The organism is Thermogladius calderae 1633, from assembly GCF_000264495.1.
In the GTDB taxonomy this organism is placed as follows: domain Archaea; phylum Thermoproteota; class Thermoprotei_A; order Sulfolobales; family Desulfurococcaceae; genus Thermogladius; species Thermogladius calderae.
The window spans coordinates 474736-494425 of record NC_017954.1; the positions used below are offsets into that span (position 1 = coordinate 474736).

Below are 19690 nucleotides of genomic sequence, written 5' to 3' on the forward strand. Positions count from 1 at the left end.
CATGGGTATGTACAGGATTAAAGAGGTAAAATTCGGCATACTCTCTCCAGACGAGATCCGTAGAATGAGCGTGACCAACATAATAACGAGCGACGTCTACGACAGCGACGGAGCCCCCGTGGACGGGGGCGTAATGGACAAGCGACTAGGAGCAATAGAGCCTAAAGAGGTCTGCCCGATCTGCGGGAACACGAGAGACGAGTGCCCGGGACACTTCGGCCACATAGAGCTGGCTAAGCCCGTTATACACGCCGGTTTTGCCAAGCACATCCACATGTACTTAAAGACCACTTGTAGGGTGTGCGGAAGGGTAAAGCTCCCCGAGAACGAGAGGCAACTCTACCTGAAGCTGTTGAAGGATCTCGAGGACTTAAACCTCAAGTACCTGGTCAAGCGGCTCCACGAGTTCATAAGGAAGAGAGCGGCAGCACAGCAGACGTGCCCGCACTGTGGTGCGCCTCAGTACAAGATCAAGCTGGACAAACCACACACATTCTACGAGGACCGGGAGGAGGGGATCGTCAAGCTCACTCCTGCCGAAGTTAGGAGCAGACTGGAGAAAATACCGGACGACGACGTTAGGCTACTCGGCGGAGACCCGACCGACGCTAGACCGGAGTGGATGGTTCTAACGGTCTTACCGGTACCGCCGAGGGCTGTGAGACCCTCGATCCTGCTAGAGACGGGTATAAGGAGCGAGGACGACCTGACGCACAAGCTAGTGGACATTATAAGAGTCAACAACAGGTTGAGGGAGCACGTAGAGACGGGTGCGCCCAACGCCCTGATCGAGGACGAGTGGGAGCTGTTGCAGTACCACGTCACTACATACTTCGACAACGAGGCACCGGGCATACCGCAGGCCAAGCACAGGACGGGTAAGACGCTCAAAGGCATAGCGCAGAGGCTCAAAGGTAAGGAGGGCAGGTTCAGAGGTAACCTGAGGGGTAAGAGAGTCGACTTCAGTGCTCGTACTGTGATCAGCCCAGACCCCAATTTGAGCATAAACGAGGTGGGTGTACCGGAGGTAGTAGCGAAGGTCCTAACCGTCCCGGAAAAAGTGACGCCTTGGAACATTGAAGAGATGAGGAAACTAGTTCTCAACGGTCCCGACAAGTGGCCTGGCGCAAACTACGTGATAAGGCCGGACGGGAGGAAGATCAGCCTCAAGTTCGTCGACAGGAAGGCCGTGGCCGAGTCGCTAGCCCCCGGTTTCATAGTGGAGAGGCACCTACTAGACGGCGACGTAGTCCTGTTCAACAGGCAGCCCTCGCTCCACAGGATATCGGTAATGGCCCACATCGTCAGGGTTCTCCCGTACAAGACCTTCCGTCTCAACCTGCTAGTATGCCCGCCTTACAACGCCGACTTTGACGGCGACGAGATGAACTTACACGTACCTCAGAGCGAGGAGGCGAGGGCCGAAGCAAGAATACTAATGCTCGTCGAGAAACACATTCTCACCCCGAGGTACGGTGGGCCCATAATCGGTGGGCTACAGGACTACATAAGCGGAGCCTTTTTGCTGACTAACAAGTCCACCATACTCACAAAAGCCGAGGTCATAGACCTGCTGAGCGTTGCTGGCTATAAGGGCTCGCTACCCGAGCCAGCTATACAGAGACCCGTAGAGTACTGGACGGGGAAGCAGATAGTCTCCGTCTTCCTGCCGGGGGACTTCAACTACAAGAGGAACGCTAAGATAGCCTCCGCCTCCGCGTTGAGGTGTATAGACGAGGACTGCCCGCACGACAGCCTTGTCATAATCAAGAAGGGGCAGCTACTCGAGGGCGTTATAGACAAGGCTAGTATCGGCAGGGAGGAGCCCGAGAGCTTGGTCCACTGGTTGATCAAAGAGCACGGGGAAGACGTTGCTAGGAAGTTCATGGACAACGTCTATAGGATGTTCATAAGGTTCTCGGAGATGTACGGTTTCACAATGAGCTACTACCACCTGCTCATACCCCCAGAAGCCAGGGAGAGGATCAGGAGCATAATCGCTGACAAGAAGAGGGAGGTTAGTAGACTGATCGAGGAGTACAGGGCTGGAAGGCTGCAACCCAAGCCGGGGAAGACCGTTGAGGAGACCCTTGAAGACGAGGTCATAGACCTACTGTCCAAGAGGCTTCTCGACGAAGTAGCTGACGTCATCACGCCGTACTTCACACTAGCCAACCCCGTGATAGTCATGGCCAGGACGGGCTCCAGGGGGAACCCTGTCAACCTAACGCAGATGGCTGCCCTGCTAGGGCAGCAGACGGTTAGAGGTAAGAGGCTTACGAGGGGCTACATGGACAGGAGCCTACCCCACTTCAAGCCCGGCGACCTAGGGCCAGAGGCTAGGGGGTTCGTCGCGAGGGGTTTCGTCAACGGCCTATCGCCTATCGAGATGTTCTTCCACGCGGCAGGCGGGAGAGAGGGCCTGATTGACACGGCTGTGAGGACGAGTCAGTCGGGCTACATGCAGAGGAGGCTGATAAACGCCCTACAGGACGTCAGAGTAGACATTGACGGTAGTGTGAGGACTACTAACGGTGAGGTCATACAGTTCAAGTACGGGGAGGACGGTGTAGACCCCATGAGGAGCGACCATGGAAAGGCCGTTAACGTGGACAGGGTCATCCAGAAAGTGGTGGGGTGGAGGATGTGAGGCCCGTTGAGTCGGTCGAAGAGCTAAGGAAGCGTATTGAGTCGCTAAGGGGTAGAGTGAGCGAAAACGTCGTGGAGGAGCTCGAGAAAAAGCTCGTCGAGGTGTACGAGAAGTACGGCCTCTACGAGGAGGAGGTAGACGCCATCCTAGGCGAGGTGGCTAAGAGGTATGAGAGCTCTCTTGTTGAACCCGGCGAGCCTGTAGGGACGGTGGCAGCTCAAAGCCTGGGAGAGCCGTCGACCCAGATGACACTACGTGTCTTCCACTACGCTGGCGTCAGGGAGTTCAACGTGACCCTGGGCCTCCCGAGACTTATAGAGATAGTCGACGCGAGGAAGAGGCCGGAGACTCCTATCATGGAGATTTACCTCGAAGAAGAATACAAGAACAGCGAGGAGAAGGCCAAGGAGATAGCCAGGAGGATAGAGTCAACCCTTATCGAGAACGTTGCCGAGAGTATCGTTATCAACCCGTACGAGGGGGCCATCATCAAGCTGGACCCAGAGATGCTGGAAGACAAGGGCGTCAAGATATCAGACGTGGTGGCCGTCCTCGAGGCGCTTAACATAGGCGAGATCGAGGTAGACGAAGAGAACTATACGGTGAGAGTAGAGTTACCCGAGGAGTACATGGACTACTCCAAGATGGAGAAGATACGGCAGAAAATAGCGTCGGCCCGTATCAAGGGGGTGAAGGGTATCAAGAAGGTCATCATCCAAAAGAGGGGTGACGAGTACGTGTTGATCGCCGAAGGTAGTAACCTACCCGAGGTGATGAGGATCAAGGGCGTTGATTGGAGGAAGGTCTACACGAACGACATCATGGAGATCGAGAGAACGCTGGGGATCGAGGCTGCGAGAGCGGCGATTATACGCGAGATCAAGAGCATCCTAGACGACCAGGGGCTGGACGTCGACATAAGGCACATCATGCTCCTAGCCGACGTTATGACGTGGACTGGTAGGGTGAGGCAAGTGGGTAGGATGGGCGTAGCCGGTGAGAAGCCCAGCGTCTTGGCCAGGGCCACTTTCGAGATGACGGTGCAGAAGCTGATAGAAGCGGCGGTCAGTGGCGAGGTAGACAACTTAAACGGTGTCCCCGAAAATATTATAATAGGGCAGATAATACCTGTTGGTACAGGGTTGGTAGAGCTCTACGCGACATCGTCAAGTATTAGGAACCAGAAGACGGAGGGATAGTCATGTCCACAGCCCAGCCCGAGGTCATCAAGGCTATTCAAACGGCGTATAAGACGGGTAAGGTGGTCATGGGCTACAGAAGGACTGTGAAGTTGCTCCTCCACGGGAAGGTCAGACTAGTAATACTCGCGGCAAACACGCCGCCAGAGTTCAAGGAAGACGTATACTACTACGCTAAGCTGTCCAACGTACCCGTAATGGTCTTCCCGGGCACCAACATGGAGCTCGGCACGATACTAGGGAAGCCGTTCGGCGTGTCCACGTTGGGAGTGATCGAGCCCGGGCAGTCCAACATCCTAGAGCTGGCGGGTGGAGGCAAGCAATGAGCAAAGAGAGACCCCAGATCAAGATAACGCCCGAAGAGTTCAGGTACATGACTCTGCTACACGAGCTGACCGGGGTCCACGTACACGACTGTGTTGTCGACGAGGAGAACAACAGGATAATATTCCTCGTCAAGCCCGACGAGATAGGTAAAGCGATAGGCCCCAAAGGCATATTCGTACAGACACTGAAGAAGATGCTCAATAAGAACATCGAGATCGTCGGCTACAGCGACAACATAGAGGAGTTGACGAAGTACGCCCTAGCACCGGCTAGGGTCAGGGAGGTGAAGGTGGCCCAGAGACCTGGTGGCAAGAGAGTCGTGTACGCCACTGTCGACCCTAACGACAAGGCGGTTGCTATAGGAAAAAACGGTAAGAACGTTGCTAGGGCTCGTCTACTACTCAACCGGTATTTCAACATTGACACAGTGATAATAGCGTGAAGCTTAAAAGCCTATGTGAGACTCCCTTCTTAGAGGGGTCAAGGAATGCCAGGTAAAAAGGCGCCGAACGGCCTCTTCGCTGCGAGGAAGCTGAAGAAGAAGAGGCTCAAGTTTAGGTGGAGCCTTAGAGAGTTCAAGGTGAAGATGTTAAGGCTGAAGGAGAAAGCCGACCCACTAGAAGGGGCGCCAATGGCACGCGGAATAGTGCTCGAGAAGGTGGGTGTGGAGTCGAGAAAACCGAACTCTGCTGTCAGAAAGTGTGTTAGGGTCCAGCTCGTGAAGAACGGCAAAGTGGTTACGGCTTTCGTGCCGTGGGATGGTGGTGTGAACTACATAGACGAGCACGACGAGGTTATCATCGAGGGTATCGGAGGCCCCAGAGGTAAGTCTATGGGAGACATACCCGGTGTGAGGTACAGGGTTATTAAGGTGAACGGCGTCTCTCTAAGGGCTATATGGCTCGGTAAAAAGCAGAAACCGGTCAGGTAAAACCCTACAGTTCACTGCTTAAACAAGGCTTCCTGAGAGTCTACCAGCTCCTTCTTCACGTAGACAGGCTTACTCACTAGTAGAGCTAGAAGGATGGCGTGACTCGGCACCATTTTCCTCTTTATCGTCAGTTCTCCATCGTTGAACTCGACGTAGGCCGAGTACACCCCTCTCGTCTCGTCGAACTCTTCGATCAGGACTCTCTTAATGTGCTTGCCGAGAGCCTCCAGCACCTCGGGCATCGAGATTAACAGGTCGCCTAGCCTCTCTCTGTCGTCTTCGATCACACCGCCGTTGATCTTCTTTACAAATATAATGACGTCGTAGGGCACTCTCTCTAGGTAGAAAGACCTCCCGTCCTCGAGCTCGCAGACCAGTCTCGGTACAGGCATGTATAAGTCAAGCCCTTCTACTTTGACCTCGCCGATCTCGTCGCGAACCCTCTTTACGAGCAGGTATTTAGTCAATCCCGTTGTCCTCTCTTACGCTATGCAGATAGAGTTAAACCTAGTTTTAAACCTAGCATGCCGTCAGCGAGGGTCTTCTACGGGATAGTCCCAGTTGTCTCTTCATGGAGAGGCTGAGGTTTAAAAGACCAGTTTGACTATTCAATCCCTTCAGGTGCTCAGGTTGAGTAGTACTGCTGGGTTAGAAGTGCCGGAGATTAAGCTGTTCGGTAAGTGGAGCTACGACGGAGTGGTTGTCAGAGACCCAAGCCTGAAGAGGTACATATCCCTTAAACCGGTGTACCTTCCTCACACAGGTGGACGGCACGAACACAAGAGGTTCGGAAAGGCCGATGTGCCAATAGTCGAGAGGCTGATAAACAAGATCATGAGACCTGGGCACAACATGGGCAAGAAACACCTAGCGTACAACATAGTGAAGGCCGCTTTCGACATGATATACCTGAGGACCAAGGAGAACCCCATCCAGGTCTTGGTTAGAGCAATCGAGAACGCTGCCCCCCGCGAAGAGACCACTAGAATAATGTACGGCGGTATAGTCTACCACGTCTCCGTAGACGTATCCCCCCTACGCAGGGTGGACTTAGCCCTGAGGCACATAACCGAGGGGGCTCGTTCTAAGGCGTTCAAGAGCACCATTAGCATAGAGGAAGCCCTCGCCGAGGAGATCATACTGGCCGCCTCTAATGACCCCAGGAGCTACGCGATACAGAAGAAGGACGAGATCGAGAGAATAGCCTTGAGCAGTAGGTAGAAGAATAAGATCCGGCCTCTTTTACTTCTCAGCTCTGTTCAAACATAATGCTTTATAAACACCTCATTTTTATTTAAATCCCAGTGCGTTAGGTTACAGGAGAGGGTCGATATGAGCGCATCCCAGAAGCCTCACTTAAACCTGGTAATAATAGGGCACGTCGACCACGGCAAGAGCACGTTGGTAGGGCACATACTCTACCGTCTAGGCTACTTCGACCAGAAGACAATACAGGCGATCGAAGAAGAAGCCAAGAAGATAGGCAAGGAAAGTTTCAAGTTCGCGTGGTTAATGGACAGAATGAAAGAGGAGAGGGAGAGAGGAGTAACAATAGCGTTATCCTACATGAAGTTCGAGACAAAGAAGTACTTCTTCACGATCATCGACGCACCGGGTCACAGAGACTTCGTTAAGAACATGATCACTGGCGCCAGCCAGGCTGACGCGGCTATATTAGTGGTGAGTGCGAGGAAAGGTGAGTTCGAGGCCGGTATGAGCCCCGAGGGCCAGACGAGAGAGCACGCGATCCTGGCCAAGACTATGGGCATCGACCAGCTGATTGTCGCAGTAAATAAGATGGACGCGACCGAGCCACCCTATAGCAAGGAAAGGTTCCTGCAGATCAAGGAGACCGTGAGCAAGTTCCTCAAGGGCCTAGGCTACAACCCGGACAAGGTACCGTTCGTCCCGGTGTCTGCCTGGACAGGAGAAAACCTCATAGAGCGCTCGCCCAACATGCCATGGTATGATGGCCCGACCCTAGCAGAAGTCCTCGATACACTCCAGCCACCGCCAAAGCCGCTAGACAAGCCTCTCAGGATACCTATCCAGGACGTCTACAACATCTCCGGTGTAGGCGTCGTACCGGTCGGTAGGGTCGAGACAGGCGTCTTGAAGGTAGGCGACAAAGTAGTGTTCATGCCAGCTGGGGTTGTCGGCGAGGTCAGGTCGATAGAGACGCACCACATGAGGATCGACAAGGCAGAGCCAGGCGACAACATCGGTTTCAACGTTAGAGGCGTCGAGAAAAAGGACATTAGGAGAGGAGACGTTGCCGGACACTTGGAGAACCCGCCGTCGGTGGTCGAGGAGTTCACGGCTAGGGTGTTCGTTATATGGCACCCAACAGCAATAGCCGTCGGCTACACGCCGGTCATTCACGTACACACAGCTAGTGTTGCCTCGAGGATAACCGAGATCGTCGGCAAGCTTGACCCCAGGACTGGTCAAATAGTGGAGAAGAACCCGCAATTCATAAAGCAGGGTGACAACGCGATAGTGAAGTTCAAGCCGATCAAGCCGCTAGTAATAGAGAAGTACTCCGACTTCCCACCGCTCGGAAGGTTCGCTATGAGAGACATGGGCAAGACGATAGGTATAGGCATAGTCACCGAGATTAAACTAGCCGAGGTCAAGATAAAGAAGTAAGAACGATTTTTTCTCAAAACACAAAGTGTTTTAAGGGTCTCAGTCATGTCAGCGCCTCGAATGGTCAAGATAAAGGTCTGGAGTACTAACGTAGACGTGCTCAACGACTTCACAGGAAGAATTGTAGACATAGCGAAGAAGACAGGGGTCAAACTGTCCGGGCCTATACCCCTCCCCACGAAGAGGCTCTCGATAAGGACTCTCAAGCTACCTCACGGTGAGGGCAAGAAGAAGTACGAGAAGTGGGAGATGAGAATCCACAAGAGGCTGCTTTACATCGCAGCTGACGAGAGGGTAATGAAGCAACTCATCAGGTTAAGGGTTCCACCCGAGATCTGGATGGAGATCGAGCTGTAAAAAAGATTTTTAATTCCAGTACCCGCTACCTGCCATAAGCTTCAAAAACCTTACTTCTTCTCAGCCTTCTTTTCCTCCTTCTTCTCTTCCTTCTTCTCCTTCTTCTTGCTCATACGGACACCCTTTGTTTGCTACCATTTTATGGCTTCAATTACCAAAGTTAAAAAACCTATCTATTTGTCTTCGTGAAAGTCATGATCGCCCTGTTGTAAACCCGCAGTAGAACCGGGACCTCAAACCTTTTTGTATCATAGAACCCAAGCGCCGGGGGCGGGATTCGAACCCGCGCACCCCGTATGGGGCACTGGCTCTCCAGGCCAGCCCCTTAGGCCGCTCGGGCACCCCGGCTCAGTTATAATATTTCGGTGTAAACTTCTTTAAAAGTGTTGAGTAGAGGGGTCCCGGAGTAGCATCCTCAGCGAGAAAGCCTACGACCCTAGGCGGCATAAACTTAAAAAGAGTTTACTTAATTGAAGGTTCTAGGCGTGCTTAAACGGTTTAAGGGATGCGCATGGAGAGAGGCTTTAGACCGATAGTTAGGATAGCAGGTGTCGACGTCGATGGAAACTTATCACTAGTCCACGGGCTAGCGGAGATAAAGGGCGTCGGCCTTAACTTTGCTCTAGGCGTCTCGAGAGTCTTAAGGTTCAACCCCGACATGAAAATAGGCTTTCTAACCGAAGAGGAGGTCAAGAAGATAGAGTCGGTCATAAGCGCGCCGGAAAAGCACGGTATTCCGGCTTGGATGTACAACAGGAGGAAGGACTTTGCGACTGGGAGAAACGTCCACCTGGTCGGCAACGAGCTGATCTTCTTCGTGAAAGAAGACATCGAGAGGGAGAAGAGGATAAAGAGTTGGAGGGGTATTAGGCATTCGCTAGGGCTCAAGGTTAGAGGGCAGAGGACGAGAACCACCGGTAGGACTGGCATGACTGTGGGTGTGAGGAAGAAGAGGCAGGCTCAGCAGCAACAGAAGAAGTAAAAGGTGGGCGGTCCAGATGGGTGACCCGCGTAAGATAAGGAAAAAGTGGGAGGGCCCGAAACACCCCTGGAGGAGGGACGTCTTAGAGCACGAGATGAAGCTGATAGGTACTTACGGTCTTAGGAACAAGAGAGAGCTCTGGATAGTAGCTACCCTGGTCAGGAGGATAAGGCACAGAGCCAGGTCCCTCCTAGCCGCACCCAGAGAGGTGCGCGAGAAGGAGGAGAAGGTCCTCATTCACAGGCTAGTCAAGCTCGGAGTAATACGGGAGAACGCCAAGTTGGAGGACATCCTAGCGCTGAAGCCAGAGGACCTCCTCGAGAGGCGGCTCCAGACAATAGTGTATAGAAAGGGGCTCGCTCGCACGATTCACGAAGCCCGCCAGCTTATAGTCCACGGACACATAGCTATAGCTGGGAGGAGGATCAGGTCTCCTAGTTACCTGGTGACCTTGGACGAGGAGAAACTTGTGGATTACGCTCCTACGAGCCCAATTAAGGCGAGGGCTTCACAGGCTGGTGGTGAGTAATGTCCTTCGCCGGTAGAGAGCTCAAGTGGGGTCTAGCCCACATCTACAGTAGCATGAACAACACGATAATCCACATAACAGACATTACAGGGGCCGAGACGGTAAGTAGGTGGAGCGGCGGAATGGTCGTCAAAGCTGACAGAGAGAAGCCCAGCCCCTACGCCGCTATGATTGCCGCTAGCCGCGCCGCAGGCGACGCGATGGACAAGGGTGTTACGGCGATACACATAAGGGTGAGAGCACCGGGCGGACACGGCCCTAAGACGCCTGGCCCGGGTGCTCAGGCTGCGATTAGGGCCTTAGCTAGGGCCGGCTTTATCATAGGCAGGATCGAGGACGTGACTCCGATACCCCACGATACTACAAGGAGGCCCGGTGGTAGGAGAGGTAGGAGAGTCTAGTGGTGTCCGGGGTTTATGGACATAGAAGTCCTGCGGAGAGAAGGTAACGCTATTAGGTTGCTTGTTAGAGGCGTTAAACTACACGTCTTGAATAGCATAAGAAGAGCAATCTTAGCCGAAGTACCGACAATGGCCGTGGACTACGTGGTTTTCATGGAAAACAGTAGCGTGTTCTACGACGAGTATATCGCGCACAGGCTAGGCCTGATACCGCTGACCAGCGAGAACGCCCTGGGAAAGTACAAGCCACCGGAGGAGTGCCGTGAAGCAGGAGAAAAAGGCGTGTTCTCGGAGGACTGTTTCGTCAAGCTCGAGTTGAGCGGGGAGGGTACTCCTGGGGGAGTTAAAACCCTGTACGCCGGCGACCTTGTCACGGGCGACCCTGACGTTAGGCCTGTGTACGAGAAGATACCTATTGTCCAGCTACTAGAGAACCAGCGGATCAAGTTGGAGGCGTATGCTAGGCTCGGTAGGGGTAGGGAGCACATAAAGTGGAGCCCTGCCTCAGTAGCTTCTCACAAGTACATCGCGAAGATAAACATAGATAGAGAGAAGTGCAGGTACCCGGGTTGCAAAAAGTGTGTTGAGATATGCCCCAAGCAGGTCATTGTAGAGAAGGACGGCACCGTAGAAGTCGAAGAAGCCAGATTAATGGACTGCAGCCTCTGCAGGTTATGTGAGACCGTCTGCCCTAGTGAGGCTATTAACGTTTCCTATAAGGAGGACGAGTACATACTATACTTCGAGTCGACGGGTTCTTTAACCCCCAAGAGAATTTTAATAGAGGCAACTAGAGCTCTAGAAGACAAGCTTAACGAGCTTAAGAAGAGTCTAGTCGAGGGTGTCCCGTATGGAGCTAGCTAAGACAAACATAGTGTTAAGGAGGACTATTAGCGAGCTGAGGAGAGCCGCAAACAAGTACGGGGCAGCTATATGGGATGAGGTCGCAGAAGAACTTTCAAGACCCCGTAGGAGAAGGAGAGTAGTCAATTTGAGTAGGATCAACAGGTACACTGGACCCGGCGACGTGGTGGTAGTTCCAGGGAAAGTCCTAGCCGCGGGTAGACTAGACCACCCAGTGACAGTAGCCTCTTTCAGCTTTTCTAAGGCAGCCGTAGAGAAGATACGGGCTAGCGGTGGTAGGGCAATACATATACTCGACCTAGTCAAGGAGAACCCGAAGGGCAGTGGGGTGAAGATTATTGGGTGAGGGAAAGACGGCTGAGAAAGACAAGGTTCTAGTAGTAGACGCGAGCGGGCTGATCCTAGGAAGAATGGCGAGTATCATAGCAAAGAAGCTACTCGAGGGATACAAGGTCTACGTGGTCAACGCGGAGAAGGCCGTCTTGAGCGGTGAGGGGAGGAGAGTAGTAGAGGGCTATAAGCTACTCTTAAACGTAAGAACCCACTACAACCCGGAAAAGAGTGGTATTAGAAGGCCTAGGACACCAGTGGGAATTGTTAAGAGAGCTGTCAGGGGTATGTTACCAATGGACAAGCCAAAGGGTAGACTCGCCTTCAGGAACCTGAGAGTATTCGTGGGATTACCAAAAGAGCTACAGGGACAGAACGTGGTCCGGTTCGAGGAAGCCGACGCGAACAGGCTTTCGGGCAGGTTTGTGACCGTTGCGGAAGTGGCTAAAAGCCTGGGTTGGAGGGGTGGTACTGAATGAGCTCCCAAGAGGTTAGTGGACACAAGATAGTCGTGTCGTCGGGGAAGAGGAAGACGAGCGTAGCCGTGGCGACGATCAAGCCCGGAAAGGGTAGAGTGTGGGTTAACAACGTCCCACTCGAAGTCATACCTATCGAGTTGGCGAAGAACAAGATCCTCGAGCCACTCTTGCTCATAGGAGACCTGCGAAACGCGATCGACGTGAAGGTCAGAGTCAGAGGTGGGGGTTGGATGAGCCAAGCAGAGGCCTCCAGGATAGCTATAGCCCGAGGTATTGTGGAATACTTTGGACTAGAGGAGATAAAACGGGTTTACAAGGACTACGACAGGCACATGCTCAGCGGTGACCCCAGGCAGACCGAGCCCGAGAAGTGGGGTAGAATTAGTGCTAGGAGAAGGTGGCAGAAGAGCTACAGGTGATGGACATGCTCTTCCCAGTTAGGTGCTTCACGTGCGGTGCTCCAATAGGTCACTTGTGGGAAGACTACATCAGGAGAGTCCAGGCTGGAGAAGACCCGGGGAAAGTCCTCGACGAACTCGGTGTTAAGAGGTACTGTTGTAGGAGGATGTTTTTGTCCCACGTGGACATAGTGAAGCAGGTGTTGTACTTCCCCAAGACCTCGTGAGGTGGTCTAAATGAGTGAGGAGGAAAGACCAGATATGGAGGAGGAGAAGCCAATTACAATGCTACCGGGGGAGAAGGTAGTCGAGCTACTGATACCCCTCGAGGACTACTTGACGGCGGGAGTTCACATTGGTACACACATCTGCACGAAGTTCATGGAGCCTTTCGTATACAGGGTCAGGAGCGACGGGCTCTACATACTGGACGCAAGGAAGATAGACGAGAGGATAAGGATCGCTGCTAAGTTCCTCGCTAGGTACGAGCCGGCGAAGATCGCCGCGGTGTCAGTCAGGCAGTACGGCTTCAAGCCAGTCACTAAGATGTGCCAGTACGTTGGGTGTAAGCCGTTCACTGGCAGGTTCGTCCCTGGGACTTTCACGAACCCCAGCTTGAGCTGGTACTTCGAGCCCGACGTAGTGGTAGTGACAGACCCCAGGGCCGACGCTCAAGCCGTCAAGGAGGCCGCCGAGATGGGCATACCTGTCGTGGCGTTCGCGGACACCGACAACAAGACCGAGTTTGTCGACCTGGTTATACCTGGGAACAACAAGGGCAGGAAGAGCCTCGCCCTACTTTACTGGTTGTTGACTAGGCAGATACTAAGGGAGAAGGGGCTGATCCCGCCCAACGGGGACTTACCGGAGAAACCCTCCGATTTCGAGACGAAGCTCTAGGCGTGGTCTTAATGAGTAAAAGGTATCCCGCTGTCGCCGGGTTTTTTTATCCAGCCAGTAGAAAAGAGCTCGTTGTAAGCATAGAACAGTCCTTCACGCACAAGTTGGGGCCTGGTAAGAAGCCTGTTGTGGCAGCCTCGCGGAATAAGAGCGTTGTCGGTTTCGTGGTCCCGCACGCTGGCTACATGTACAGCGGCCCTGTAGCGGCCCACGCCTATCTCGAGCTCGCCTCGGCGGGAGTACCAGAGACCGTCGTCATACTTGGCACAAACCACACGGGGTACGGAGCACTAGTCTCGGTCTACCCGGGTGGAACCTGGGTTACTCCACTAGGCGAGGTGAGGGTCGACAGCGAGCTCGCGAAGAAGTTAGTGGAGTTCAGCGGCTTCGCCGAACTAGACGAAGAGGCACACATAGAGGAGCACAGTGTTGAGGTTCAGGTCCCCTTTATCCAGTACATGTACGAGGACAGAGTCAAGATCTTACCGGTTGTCATAGGGCTTCACACGGTAGACGTGGCTAGGGACCTGGCTCTCTCTTTGAAGAAGGCTGTATCGGAGCTAGGCCGGGACGTGGTAGTGCTCGCCAGTAGCGACTTCAACCACTACGAGCCTCAACACGTCACTGTGGCAAAAGACATGGAGGCCATAAACTACATCCTGAGAGGCGACTCTGAAGGCTTCTACAGGGCGATAACAGAGAAGAACATAAGCGTGTGCGGTCCAGGAGGGATAATGACCCTCATAGAGTACACCAAGCTATACGAGAAGTACACCCCGCGTATAACGCTTTTGAAACACGCTACGAGCGGCGACGTGACAGGAGACTACTCTGCCGTCGTAGGCTACGCCTCAGTCAAATTCGAGGTAGCCTAAGGTGTTCCAGCCTGGTAGTAGACCACCTACTGAGAAAGCTTAGCCACATAAACGTGGTTCTGACCAAGGATGTCGACCACCCAGACCACTGTAAGCAGTACTTCGACTCGATCGTGTTGGTACACCAGGCTTTCCCGGCTCTGAGACTGGAGGACGTCGATCTACGCGCCAAGTTCCTGAAGTACGAGGTTAACGCTCCAGTTATAATCACCGGTATGACAGGGGGGCATCCCGAGGTCTACTCGGTTAACGAGAAGTTAGCAACAATAGCAGAAGTACTACGTATACCCATAGGCGTTGGGTCGATGAGGCCTGTGTTAGTGAAGCGGGGCGACACTGCCGTCGCAGAGACTTACAAGGTCGTAAGGCGCGTAGCACGGGACGTCCCCGTAATAGGCAATATAGGTGCAGTTAACCTACCGGGCCTCGACGAAAGAGTCTTTATAGACCTTGTGAACGAGTTTGAGCTAGACGCTCTGGCAGTCCACTTGAACCCCGCCCAAGAAGTCGTGCAACCAGAGGGGGAGACAGGGTTCACCGTTGAGGTAGTTGAGGCAGTAGTTAGACTGGCGAAGGCTGTGAAAGTCCCTCTAATAGTCAAGGAGGTCGGTAACGGTCTTTCAATGGAGGCGGTCTCAGTCTTCTACTCGAAGGGCATCAGAATATTCGACGTCGCGGGGGCCTGCGGTACAAACTGGGTTTCCGTGGAAAAGCACAGGCTCCCAGAGAACGACGTGAGAAGATTTGTGGCAGAGTCGCTCTCCTCATGGGGTATACCAACGCCAGCCGCCATTGTAGAGGCCAGGTACATAGCCCCAGACGCTACTATAATAGCTAGCGGAGGAGTTTGGGACGGTTTGAGGGCCGCCAAGTCGATATCTCTGGGGGCAGACCTCGTTGGTCTGGCGAAACCCTTACTCAAGAAGCTCCTCTTAGAGGGCTACGAGCAAGCTCTGAAGTTCATGGAGGCGTACATACAGACCCTGAAGACCGTCATGTTCTTGACGTCCTCGAGGAACACGTTCGAGCTGAGGAGGAGGCCCATAGTTATACTCGGCCCACTACTAGAATACTTGAAGCAGAGAGGGGTCGACGTAAACGAGTACGTGATGGCGAGGTAAGAGTTGTACTACTACCCGGCCGTCCTAGTACCGTGTTCTAGCAATATGAAATGGTGCCTTGTAGGAGACCAGCTCTGTCCGTCGGCTGGCTCGTGCGAGTCTGGTCAAGGGTTCTGTCTCATCGAGTACGAGAGGGCTTTAGAGAGAATAGACCTCGTAGAGGCCACTGTTGTAAGCGACTTTATCGTCATCGAAAAGTACGGCCTGTCTACACCCTCGACTCGCGGGTTCTACCTCAAGGCGGGGGACAAAGTATGCCTCCAAGAGGTCTCGGCAGCCTACGTGACGATAACCAAGAAGGAGGGCGACCAGGTCAGGGAGGGGGAGAGAATAGGCTACATCCTCTCCTCTAAGGGGAATCTTAAGACTATAAGGTCTAGTTGTAATGGGATAATAACGTTGGTCGTCAATATAACATGGGAGACGCCAGAGAAATACGTGGTCGTGGTAGTGAAGGAAGATGAGCTTAGACAAGTCTTTGTTAGAGAAGGTACGGGAGGTTGCTCTAAAGAACGCCCTAATTAACGCCGTTAAACACGGCGGTAGAGCTGATACTAAGGCTGTAGTCTCGAAGGTCCTCGGCGAGCTGTCAGAGGCTAGGAAGTACGCGAAAGAAGTAGTCAAGGTCGTCCAGGAGATCGTCGAGTCCGTTAACAAAATGGCGCCCGAGGAGCAGCTCAGGCTTCTTAAGTCCAACTGGCCCGACCTAGTGCTCGAGAAAAGAGTGGAGAAGGAGAAGACCCTCCCGCCGCTACCAGAAGCAGTGGAGGGCAGGGTCGTCACAAGGTTCGCTCCTAACCCAGATTTCGCCATACACTTAGGTAACGCGCGGCCAGCATTACTTAGCTACTGGTACGCGAGGGAGTATAACGGAAAGTTCATTCTCAGATTCGAGGACACGGACCCGAGAACAAAGGCCCCATTCCCCGAGGCTTATCTGCAGATTAAAGAGGACCTGAGGTGGCTCGATGTCAAGTGGGACGAGGAGTACATTCAGAGCCTCAGGATGGAGTTGTTCTACGATATAGCGAAGGAGCTGATCAGAGTGGGTGGGGCTTATGTGGACAGGTGTAGCGATGAAGAATTCCGGAAACTAAGAAACGAGGGCAAGGCCTGTCCTCACAGGGATAAGAGTCCCGAGGAGAACCTAGAAGAGTTTGACAAAATGCTTGAAGGCCGCTTTGCTGAAGGAGAAGCTGTTGTAAGGGTGAAGACCGACCTTTTCCACCCCGACCCAAGCGTGCGGGACTGGGTGGCTCTGAGGATAATCGACACGTCCAAGACCCCTCACCCTATAACCGGGGACAAGTACGTCGTGTGGCCAACTTATAATTTCGCTGCTGGAGTCGACGACCACTTGATGGGTGTTACCCACATCCTCCGCGCGAAAGAGCATGTATCGAACACCGTAAAGCAGAAATATCTCTACGACCACCTCGGCTGGAAGTACCCTGTTACGATCCACTTCGGTAGACTGGGCCTCGAAGGCGTCATCCTAAGCAAGTCGAAGATGAGAAAGCTCAGTACGAAATCGGGTCTAAACCCCTACACCGACTTGAGGTTCGGCACTATTAGTAGCTTAAGGAGGAGGGGCATCAAGGCAGAGACTATACACCGAGTCGTCATGGACGTAGGAATAAAACCCGTTGACGCCAAAGTCAGCTTGGTGAACCTGTTTGCCATAAACAGGAGCATCGTGGACCCGATTGCTAGAAGGTACATGGCGGTGGAGGGTCCTGTACTAGCGGTTATGGAGCTGAATGTCGACAAAGCGGAAGCCCATATACCTAGGAGGCTTGGGACTAAGGATGTCGACTACTACGAGGTCAGGGGTGGGGATATCGTGGCCATATCACAAAGGGATCTCGCGGCATACAAGCAGACAGGGTTCAGGCTATTAGGTCTAGGGAATTTCCGCGTCAAGGGAGTAGTAGAGAGGGACGGGCTACCTCTACTACAGCTCGAGTTGACGAGTCTGAGCTCAGAGGACGCGAAGAGGCTGGACCTTCCGATCATACAATGGGTGAAGATGGGCGAGCACGTCCAGGCAAAGCTAATCAGAGTTGAGGGCGACAGGTTGGAGTCCCGCGACGTACTCGTCGAGAAGAGGATTTTAGACGAGAAGGCAGACAGTATAGTCCAGTTGTACAGGGTAGGGTTCGCTAGAGTGGACTACGTAGGCGACAACGAGATCGTTCTCGTGTACAGCCATGACTGAGGGATGGCTGGGAGCCCTCAGGTTTCCACGCCACTTTTACAGGCCAGCGAGGGGGTATTGGTTCACGAGCTTTCTAGTGCGGTTACTCGAGAGTGGAGACGGGTGCTTCCACGCCACACTAGACATAGGGCTAACGCAGAGCCTGGTCTGTAGACAGGGCGGTTACGTGAGAGTCGGGGATTTAGAGCTCCCTATTTCAGACCTGAGGCCTACTGAACCCGATAGGGTCGTGTTCTTCGACGTAGACAAGCAGGAGCTCTACGAGGTTGTCAAGCACACGGAGTCGGGGTTCTACAAGCTTAAGGCTGTCGGGCTAGACGTAGCCCCGACACTCGAAATCAACGGTATTCACATGCACCGGATAAAGGACGTCGACCCTATCACGGACACGCTCTACAAGGTAAGAGCGTTGAGGCTCAAGAGAGGGGGGATAGTCCTTGATACATGTATGGGGCTGGGGTACACGGCGATCACTGTAGCCGAGTTCGGGGCAAGCCTGGTAATCACGTTCGAGGTAGACCCCAACGTTGTTTACGTAGCCGAGAGGAATCCGTGGAGCAGGGGCCTGGCAGACGAGAGAGTGAAGATCCACCTAGGCGACGTAGTCGAAGCTGTGTACGAGTTACCAGACGAGTTCTTTGACAGGGTAATCCACGACCCCCCGAGGTTCACGTCCTCGACAGGTGACCTGTACAGCCAGGAGTTCTACAACCAGTTGTTCAGGGTCTTGAAGCCAGGCGGGGTACTCTTCCACTACACGGGTGAACCTAGAGCGAGGGGGCCTCCAAGTATCCTGAAAGGAATAAAGGAGAGACTTGTACGGGCTGGTTACGTGAGGGTGTTCTTTGATAGGAGAGCTATGGGGTTTACTGCCGTGAAGCCTGGTTAACCCGCTCTAAGTTAACGTTAAAAACCCGTTGTAGAATTCTAGGAGACTACAGACGACCACTAGGGAGGAGGATGATATGCCCAAACCGTTCTATGTGAAATTCGAGGTCCCACAAGACCTGGCTGAGAAGGCGTACGATCTCCTTAAGAAAGCGAGGGAGACTGGCGGGAAAATCAGGAAGGGGACAAACGAGACCACTAAGGCTGTAGAGAGGGGCCAGGCGAAACTCGTGTTGATCGCGGAAGACGTCGACCCCCCTGAGATAGTCGCGCACTTGCCGGCGTTGTGCGACGAGAAAAAGATACCCTACATCTACGTGCCCAGCAAGCAGAAACTGGGACAGGCAGCCGGCATCGAAGTCGCTGCGGCCAGTGCTGCGATAATCGACTTTGGAGGAGCTAAGGATCTCGCCGAGGAAGTCCTGTCGAAACTGAAGGAGATCAGGGCCAAGAGCTAGAGTGAACCGCTCTCACATACAAAGAACTGTTTTTATTTTTAGCTTTCGGTCATGTGTACTGCTAGGCTAGTCCTATTAAGCCAGGTAAACTTGATAGCCAAGAACCGCTCTCTTTTACCCGGCGAAGGGCTGAGGTAGAGGGGTTTACCTCTTGCCTGTCAGCTTCTTGGCTTCCCTCTCCGTCTCTCTCAGTATGAGAATGTCTCCCACTCTAACAGGTCCCTTAACGTTCCTAGTTATGACTCTCCCCTTATCGCGCCCTTCGAGGACTCTCACTCGAACCTGTATAATCTCGCCTGTGACGCCTGTCCTTCCAAGTATCTGGACTACTTCGGCGGGGAAGCCTATCTCCTCTACTACGTTAACGTTCAGTGGCTCGAAGACGACTTTCTTGGGGCTGCTCGTTGTTACCACCTTAGCAACGATTACAACTAAAGCGTGTTTATAAAGGTTTATATTGGGGGTTTAAACTGCTTGGTGTATGCAGTAGGTGGGTGTGCTTACAATGCTGAAGATAGCGACGTGCGCCTTTTGCGGCAGAGAGATAGAGCCGGGAACAGGCTTGATGTTCGTGAAGAACGACGGCTCAATCCTCTACTTCTGTAGTAGCAAGTGCTTCAAGAACTACAGGCTAGGTAGAGACCCGAGAAAGTACAAGTGGACGACCAAACACTCGGCTTAGAAATAGTGAAGGCCGGTGAGTGTTGAGATGGTCGTAGAGAGAACACTTGTGATGGTAAAGCCGGACGGGGTTCGAAGGGGGCTCGTAGGCGAGATCATCTCGCGCTTCGAGAAAAAGGGTTTTCGTATAGTGGGCCTGAAGATGTTGAGAATGAGTAGGGAGCTCGCGGAGAAGTTCTACAGTGTACACAGGGGCAAGCCCTTCTTCAACTCTTTAATCGACTTCATAACGTCGGGGCCCGTAGTGGCAATGGTGATAGAGGGGGACTCGGCTATCAGCGTCGCGAGGCTTATGATCGGCAGCACGGACGGTAGAGAGGCTCTCCCAGGCACTATACGGGGTGACTACGCGCTCTCGAAGTCGGAGAACGTCGTCCACGCTAGTGACAGCCCAGAGTCTGCAGCGTACGAAATAGGCTTGTTATTCAGCGAGGACGAGCTAGCTTAGCTGGG

Annotated in this window: 27 protein-coding genes and 1 tRNA gene; 25 read left to right on the plus strand and 3 right to left on the minus strand. The window is 53.3% G+C overall.

Annotated features, from left to right (window positions below; all coding sequences use genetic code 11):
* The first annotated feature begins 1 nt into the window (after position 1).
* Genes TCELL_RS02710 through TCELL_RS02730 form a run of 5 tightly spaced genes read left to right on the plus strand, consistent with a single transcriptional unit; the run spans position 2 to position 5107 of the window.
* Complete coding sequence (locus TCELL_RS02710; RefSeq protein ID WP_048162974.1) at positions 2–2650, plus strand: DNA-directed RNA polymerase subunit A'; 2649 nt, start codon at positions 2–4, stop codon at positions 2648–2650.
* Positions 2638–3849, plus strand: a complete 1212-nt coding sequence (gene rpoA2 / locus TCELL_RS02715) for a DNA-directed RNA polymerase subunit A'' (RefSeq protein ID WP_014737194.1) — start codon at positions 2638–2640, stop codon at positions 3847–3849. Before TCELL_RS02710 ends, rpoA2 begins: the two co-directional genes overlap by 13 nt.
* Positions 3850–3851: 2 nt before the next feature.
* A complete protein-coding gene (locus tag TCELL_RS02720; protein WP_014737195.1) occupies positions 3852–4175 on the plus strand; it encodes a 50S ribosomal protein L30e in 324 nt (107 codons plus the stop codon).
* A complete protein-coding gene (locus TCELL_RS02725; protein WP_014737196.1) occupies positions 4172–4618 on the plus strand; it encodes a NusA-like transcription termination signal-binding factor in 447 nt (148 codons plus the stop codon). Before TCELL_RS02720 ends, TCELL_RS02725 begins: the two co-directional genes overlap by 4 nt.
* A 45-nt stretch (positions 4619–4663) precedes the next feature.
* A complete protein-coding gene (locus TCELL_RS02730) occupies positions 4664–5107 on the plus strand; it encodes a 30S ribosomal protein S12 (RefSeq protein ID WP_014737197.1) in 444 nt (147 codons plus the stop codon).
* Positions 5108–5118: 11 nt separating this feature from the next.
* Here the strand turns inward: TCELL_RS02730 and TCELL_RS02735 are convergent, their stop codons facing one another.
* Positions 5119–5574, minus strand: a complete 456-nt coding sequence (locus TCELL_RS02735) for a bifunctional nuclease family protein (RefSeq protein ID WP_014737198.1) — start codon at positions 5572–5574, stop codon at positions 5119–5121.
* A 154-nt stretch (positions 5575–5728) separates the two neighbouring features.
* Between TCELL_RS02735 and TCELL_RS02740 the strand changes: the two genes are divergently transcribed.
* The 3 genes from TCELL_RS02740 to rpsJ all read left to right on the plus strand — a co-directional run bounded on the left by TCELL_RS02740 (position 5729) and on the right by rpsJ (position 8113).
* Entirely contained in the window at positions 5729–6328 is a 600-nt protein-coding gene (locus tag TCELL_RS02740; protein ID WP_014737199.1) for a 30S ribosomal protein S7, read from the plus strand.
* A gap of 111 nt (positions 6329–6439) precedes the next feature.
* Complete coding sequence (gene tuf / locus TCELL_RS02745) at positions 6440–7756, plus strand: translation elongation factor EF-1 subunit alpha (RefSeq protein WP_014737200.1); 1317 nt, start codon at positions 6440–6442, stop codon at positions 7754–7756.
* A 45-nt stretch (positions 7757–7801) separates the two neighbouring features.
* Positions 7802–8113 carry a 30S ribosomal protein S10 gene (rpsJ, locus tag TCELL_RS02750; RefSeq protein WP_083829962.1) on the plus strand — a complete coding sequence of 104 codons (312 nt, stop codon included), beginning with the start codon at positions 7802–7804 and terminating at the stop codon, positions 8111–8113.
* Positions 8114–8375: 262 nt separating this feature from the next.
* Here the strand turns inward: rpsJ and TCELL_RS02755 are convergent.
* Positions 8376–8461, minus strand: a tRNA-Ser gene (locus TCELL_RS02755).
* A gap of 157 nt (positions 8462–8618) precedes the next feature.
* Between TCELL_RS02755 and TCELL_RS02760 the strand changes: the two genes are divergently transcribed.
* The 15 genes from TCELL_RS02760 (at position 8619) to rpl7ae (ending at position 18556) form a co-directional block, all read left to right on the plus strand.
* Complete coding sequence (locus TCELL_RS02760; protein ID WP_048162977.1) at positions 8619–9095, plus strand: 30S ribosomal protein S13; 477 nt, start codon at positions 8619–8621, stop codon at positions 9093–9095.
* Positions 9096–9111: 16 nt separating this feature from the next.
* Positions 9112–9624 (plus strand): 30S ribosomal protein S4, encoded by a 513-nt coding sequence (locus TCELL_RS02765; RefSeq protein ID WP_014737203.1) that lies wholly within the window; start codon positions 9112–9114, stop codon positions 9622–9624.
* Positions 9624–10025, plus strand: a complete 402-nt coding sequence (locus TCELL_RS02770) for a 30S ribosomal protein S11 (RefSeq protein WP_014737204.1) — start codon at positions 9624–9626, stop codon at positions 10023–10025. Before TCELL_RS02765 ends, TCELL_RS02770 begins: the two co-directional genes overlap by 1 nt.
* Positions 10026–10040: 15 nt before the next feature.
* A complete protein-coding gene (locus TCELL_RS02775) occupies positions 10041–10889 on the plus strand; it encodes a DNA-directed RNA polymerase subunit D (RefSeq protein WP_014737205.1) in 849 nt (282 codons plus the stop codon).
* A complete protein-coding gene (locus TCELL_RS02780; protein ID WP_014737206.1) occupies positions 10876–11235 on the plus strand; it encodes a 50S ribosomal protein L18e in 360 nt (119 codons plus the stop codon). Before TCELL_RS02775 ends, TCELL_RS02780 begins: the two co-directional genes overlap by 14 nt.
* Complete coding sequence (locus TCELL_RS02785) at positions 11228–11698, plus strand: 50S ribosomal protein L13 (protein ID WP_014737207.1); 471 nt, start codon at positions 11228–11230, stop codon at positions 11696–11698. The genes TCELL_RS02780 and TCELL_RS02785 overlap by 8 nt, the downstream gene beginning before the upstream one ends.
* Positions 11695–12117 (plus strand): 30S ribosomal protein S9, encoded by a 423-nt coding sequence (locus TCELL_RS02790; protein WP_014737208.1) that lies wholly within the window; start codon positions 11695–11697, stop codon positions 12115–12117. Before TCELL_RS02785 ends, TCELL_RS02790 begins: the two co-directional genes overlap by 4 nt.
* 5 nt (positions 12118–12122) lie before the next feature.
* The gene (locus tag TCELL_RS02795) at positions 12123–12323 is read left to right on the plus strand and encodes a DNA-directed RNA polymerase subunit N (protein ID WP_048163617.1); all 201 of its coding nucleotides are present in this window, start codon (positions 12123–12125) and stop codon (positions 12321–12323) included.
* 34 nt (positions 12324–12357) lie between these two features.
* Complete coding sequence (rpsB, locus tag TCELL_RS02800; protein WP_014737210.1) at positions 12358–12996, plus strand: 30S ribosomal protein S2; 639 nt, start codon at positions 12358–12360, stop codon at positions 12994–12996.
* A gap of 11 nt (positions 12997–13007) precedes the next feature.
* Entirely contained in the window at positions 13008–13871 is an 864-nt protein-coding gene (amrB, locus tag TCELL_RS02805; protein WP_048162981.1) for an AmmeMemoRadiSam system protein B, read from the plus strand.
* Positions 13872–13900: 29 nt separating this feature from the next.
* The gene (fni, locus tag TCELL_RS02810; protein WP_083830052.1) at positions 13901–14992 is read left to right on the plus strand and encodes a type 2 isopentenyl-diphosphate Delta-isomerase; all 1092 of its coding nucleotides are present in this window, start codon (positions 13901–13903) and stop codon (positions 14990–14992) included.
* Between the two features lie 45 nt (positions 14993–15037).
* Positions 15038–15517 (plus strand): DUF2118 family protein, encoded by a 480-nt coding sequence (locus TCELL_RS02815; RefSeq protein WP_157864688.1) that lies wholly within the window; start codon positions 15038–15040, stop codon positions 15515–15517.
* Positions 15453–17210 (plus strand): glutamate--tRNA ligase, encoded by a 1758-nt coding sequence (locus TCELL_RS02820; RefSeq protein ID WP_048162984.1) that lies wholly within the window; start codon positions 15453–15455, stop codon positions 17208–17210. Before TCELL_RS02815 ends, TCELL_RS02820 begins: the two co-directional genes overlap by 65 nt.
* Positions 17203–18099, plus strand: coding sequence for a class I SAM-dependent methyltransferase (locus tag TCELL_RS02825; protein ID WP_048162986.1), 897 nt, complete (start codon positions 17203–17205; stop codon positions 18097–18099). Before TCELL_RS02820 ends, TCELL_RS02825 begins: the two co-directional genes overlap by 8 nt.
* A 76-nt stretch (positions 18100–18175) precedes the next feature.
* A complete protein-coding gene (gene rpl7ae / locus TCELL_RS02830) occupies positions 18176–18556 on the plus strand; it encodes a 50S ribosomal protein L7Ae (protein ID WP_048162987.1) in 381 nt (126 codons plus the stop codon).
* A 144-nt stretch (positions 18557–18700) separates the two neighbouring features.
* Here the strand turns inward: rpl7ae and TCELL_RS02835 are convergent, their stop codons facing one another.
* Positions 18701–18928 (minus strand): 30S ribosomal protein S28e, encoded by a 228-nt coding sequence (locus TCELL_RS02835; RefSeq protein ID WP_193386237.1) that lies wholly within the window; start codon positions 18926–18928, stop codon positions 18701–18703.
* A 133-nt stretch (positions 18929–19061) separates the two neighbouring features.
* Between TCELL_RS02835 and TCELL_RS02840 the strand changes: the two genes are divergently transcribed.
* Both TCELL_RS02840 and ndk read left to right on the plus strand, forming a co-directional pair.
* Positions 19062–19238 carry a 50S ribosomal protein L24e gene (locus tag TCELL_RS02840; protein ID WP_014737217.1) on the plus strand — a complete coding sequence of 59 codons (177 nt, stop codon included), beginning with the start codon at positions 19062–19064 and terminating at the stop codon, positions 19236–19238.
* A 27-nt stretch (positions 19239–19265) separates the two neighbouring features.
* A complete protein-coding gene (ndk, locus tag TCELL_RS02845) occupies positions 19266–19685 on the plus strand; it encodes a nucleoside-diphosphate kinase (protein ID WP_048163622.1) in 420 nt (139 codons plus the stop codon).
* The last annotated feature ends 5 nt before the right edge of the window (positions 19686–19690 follow it).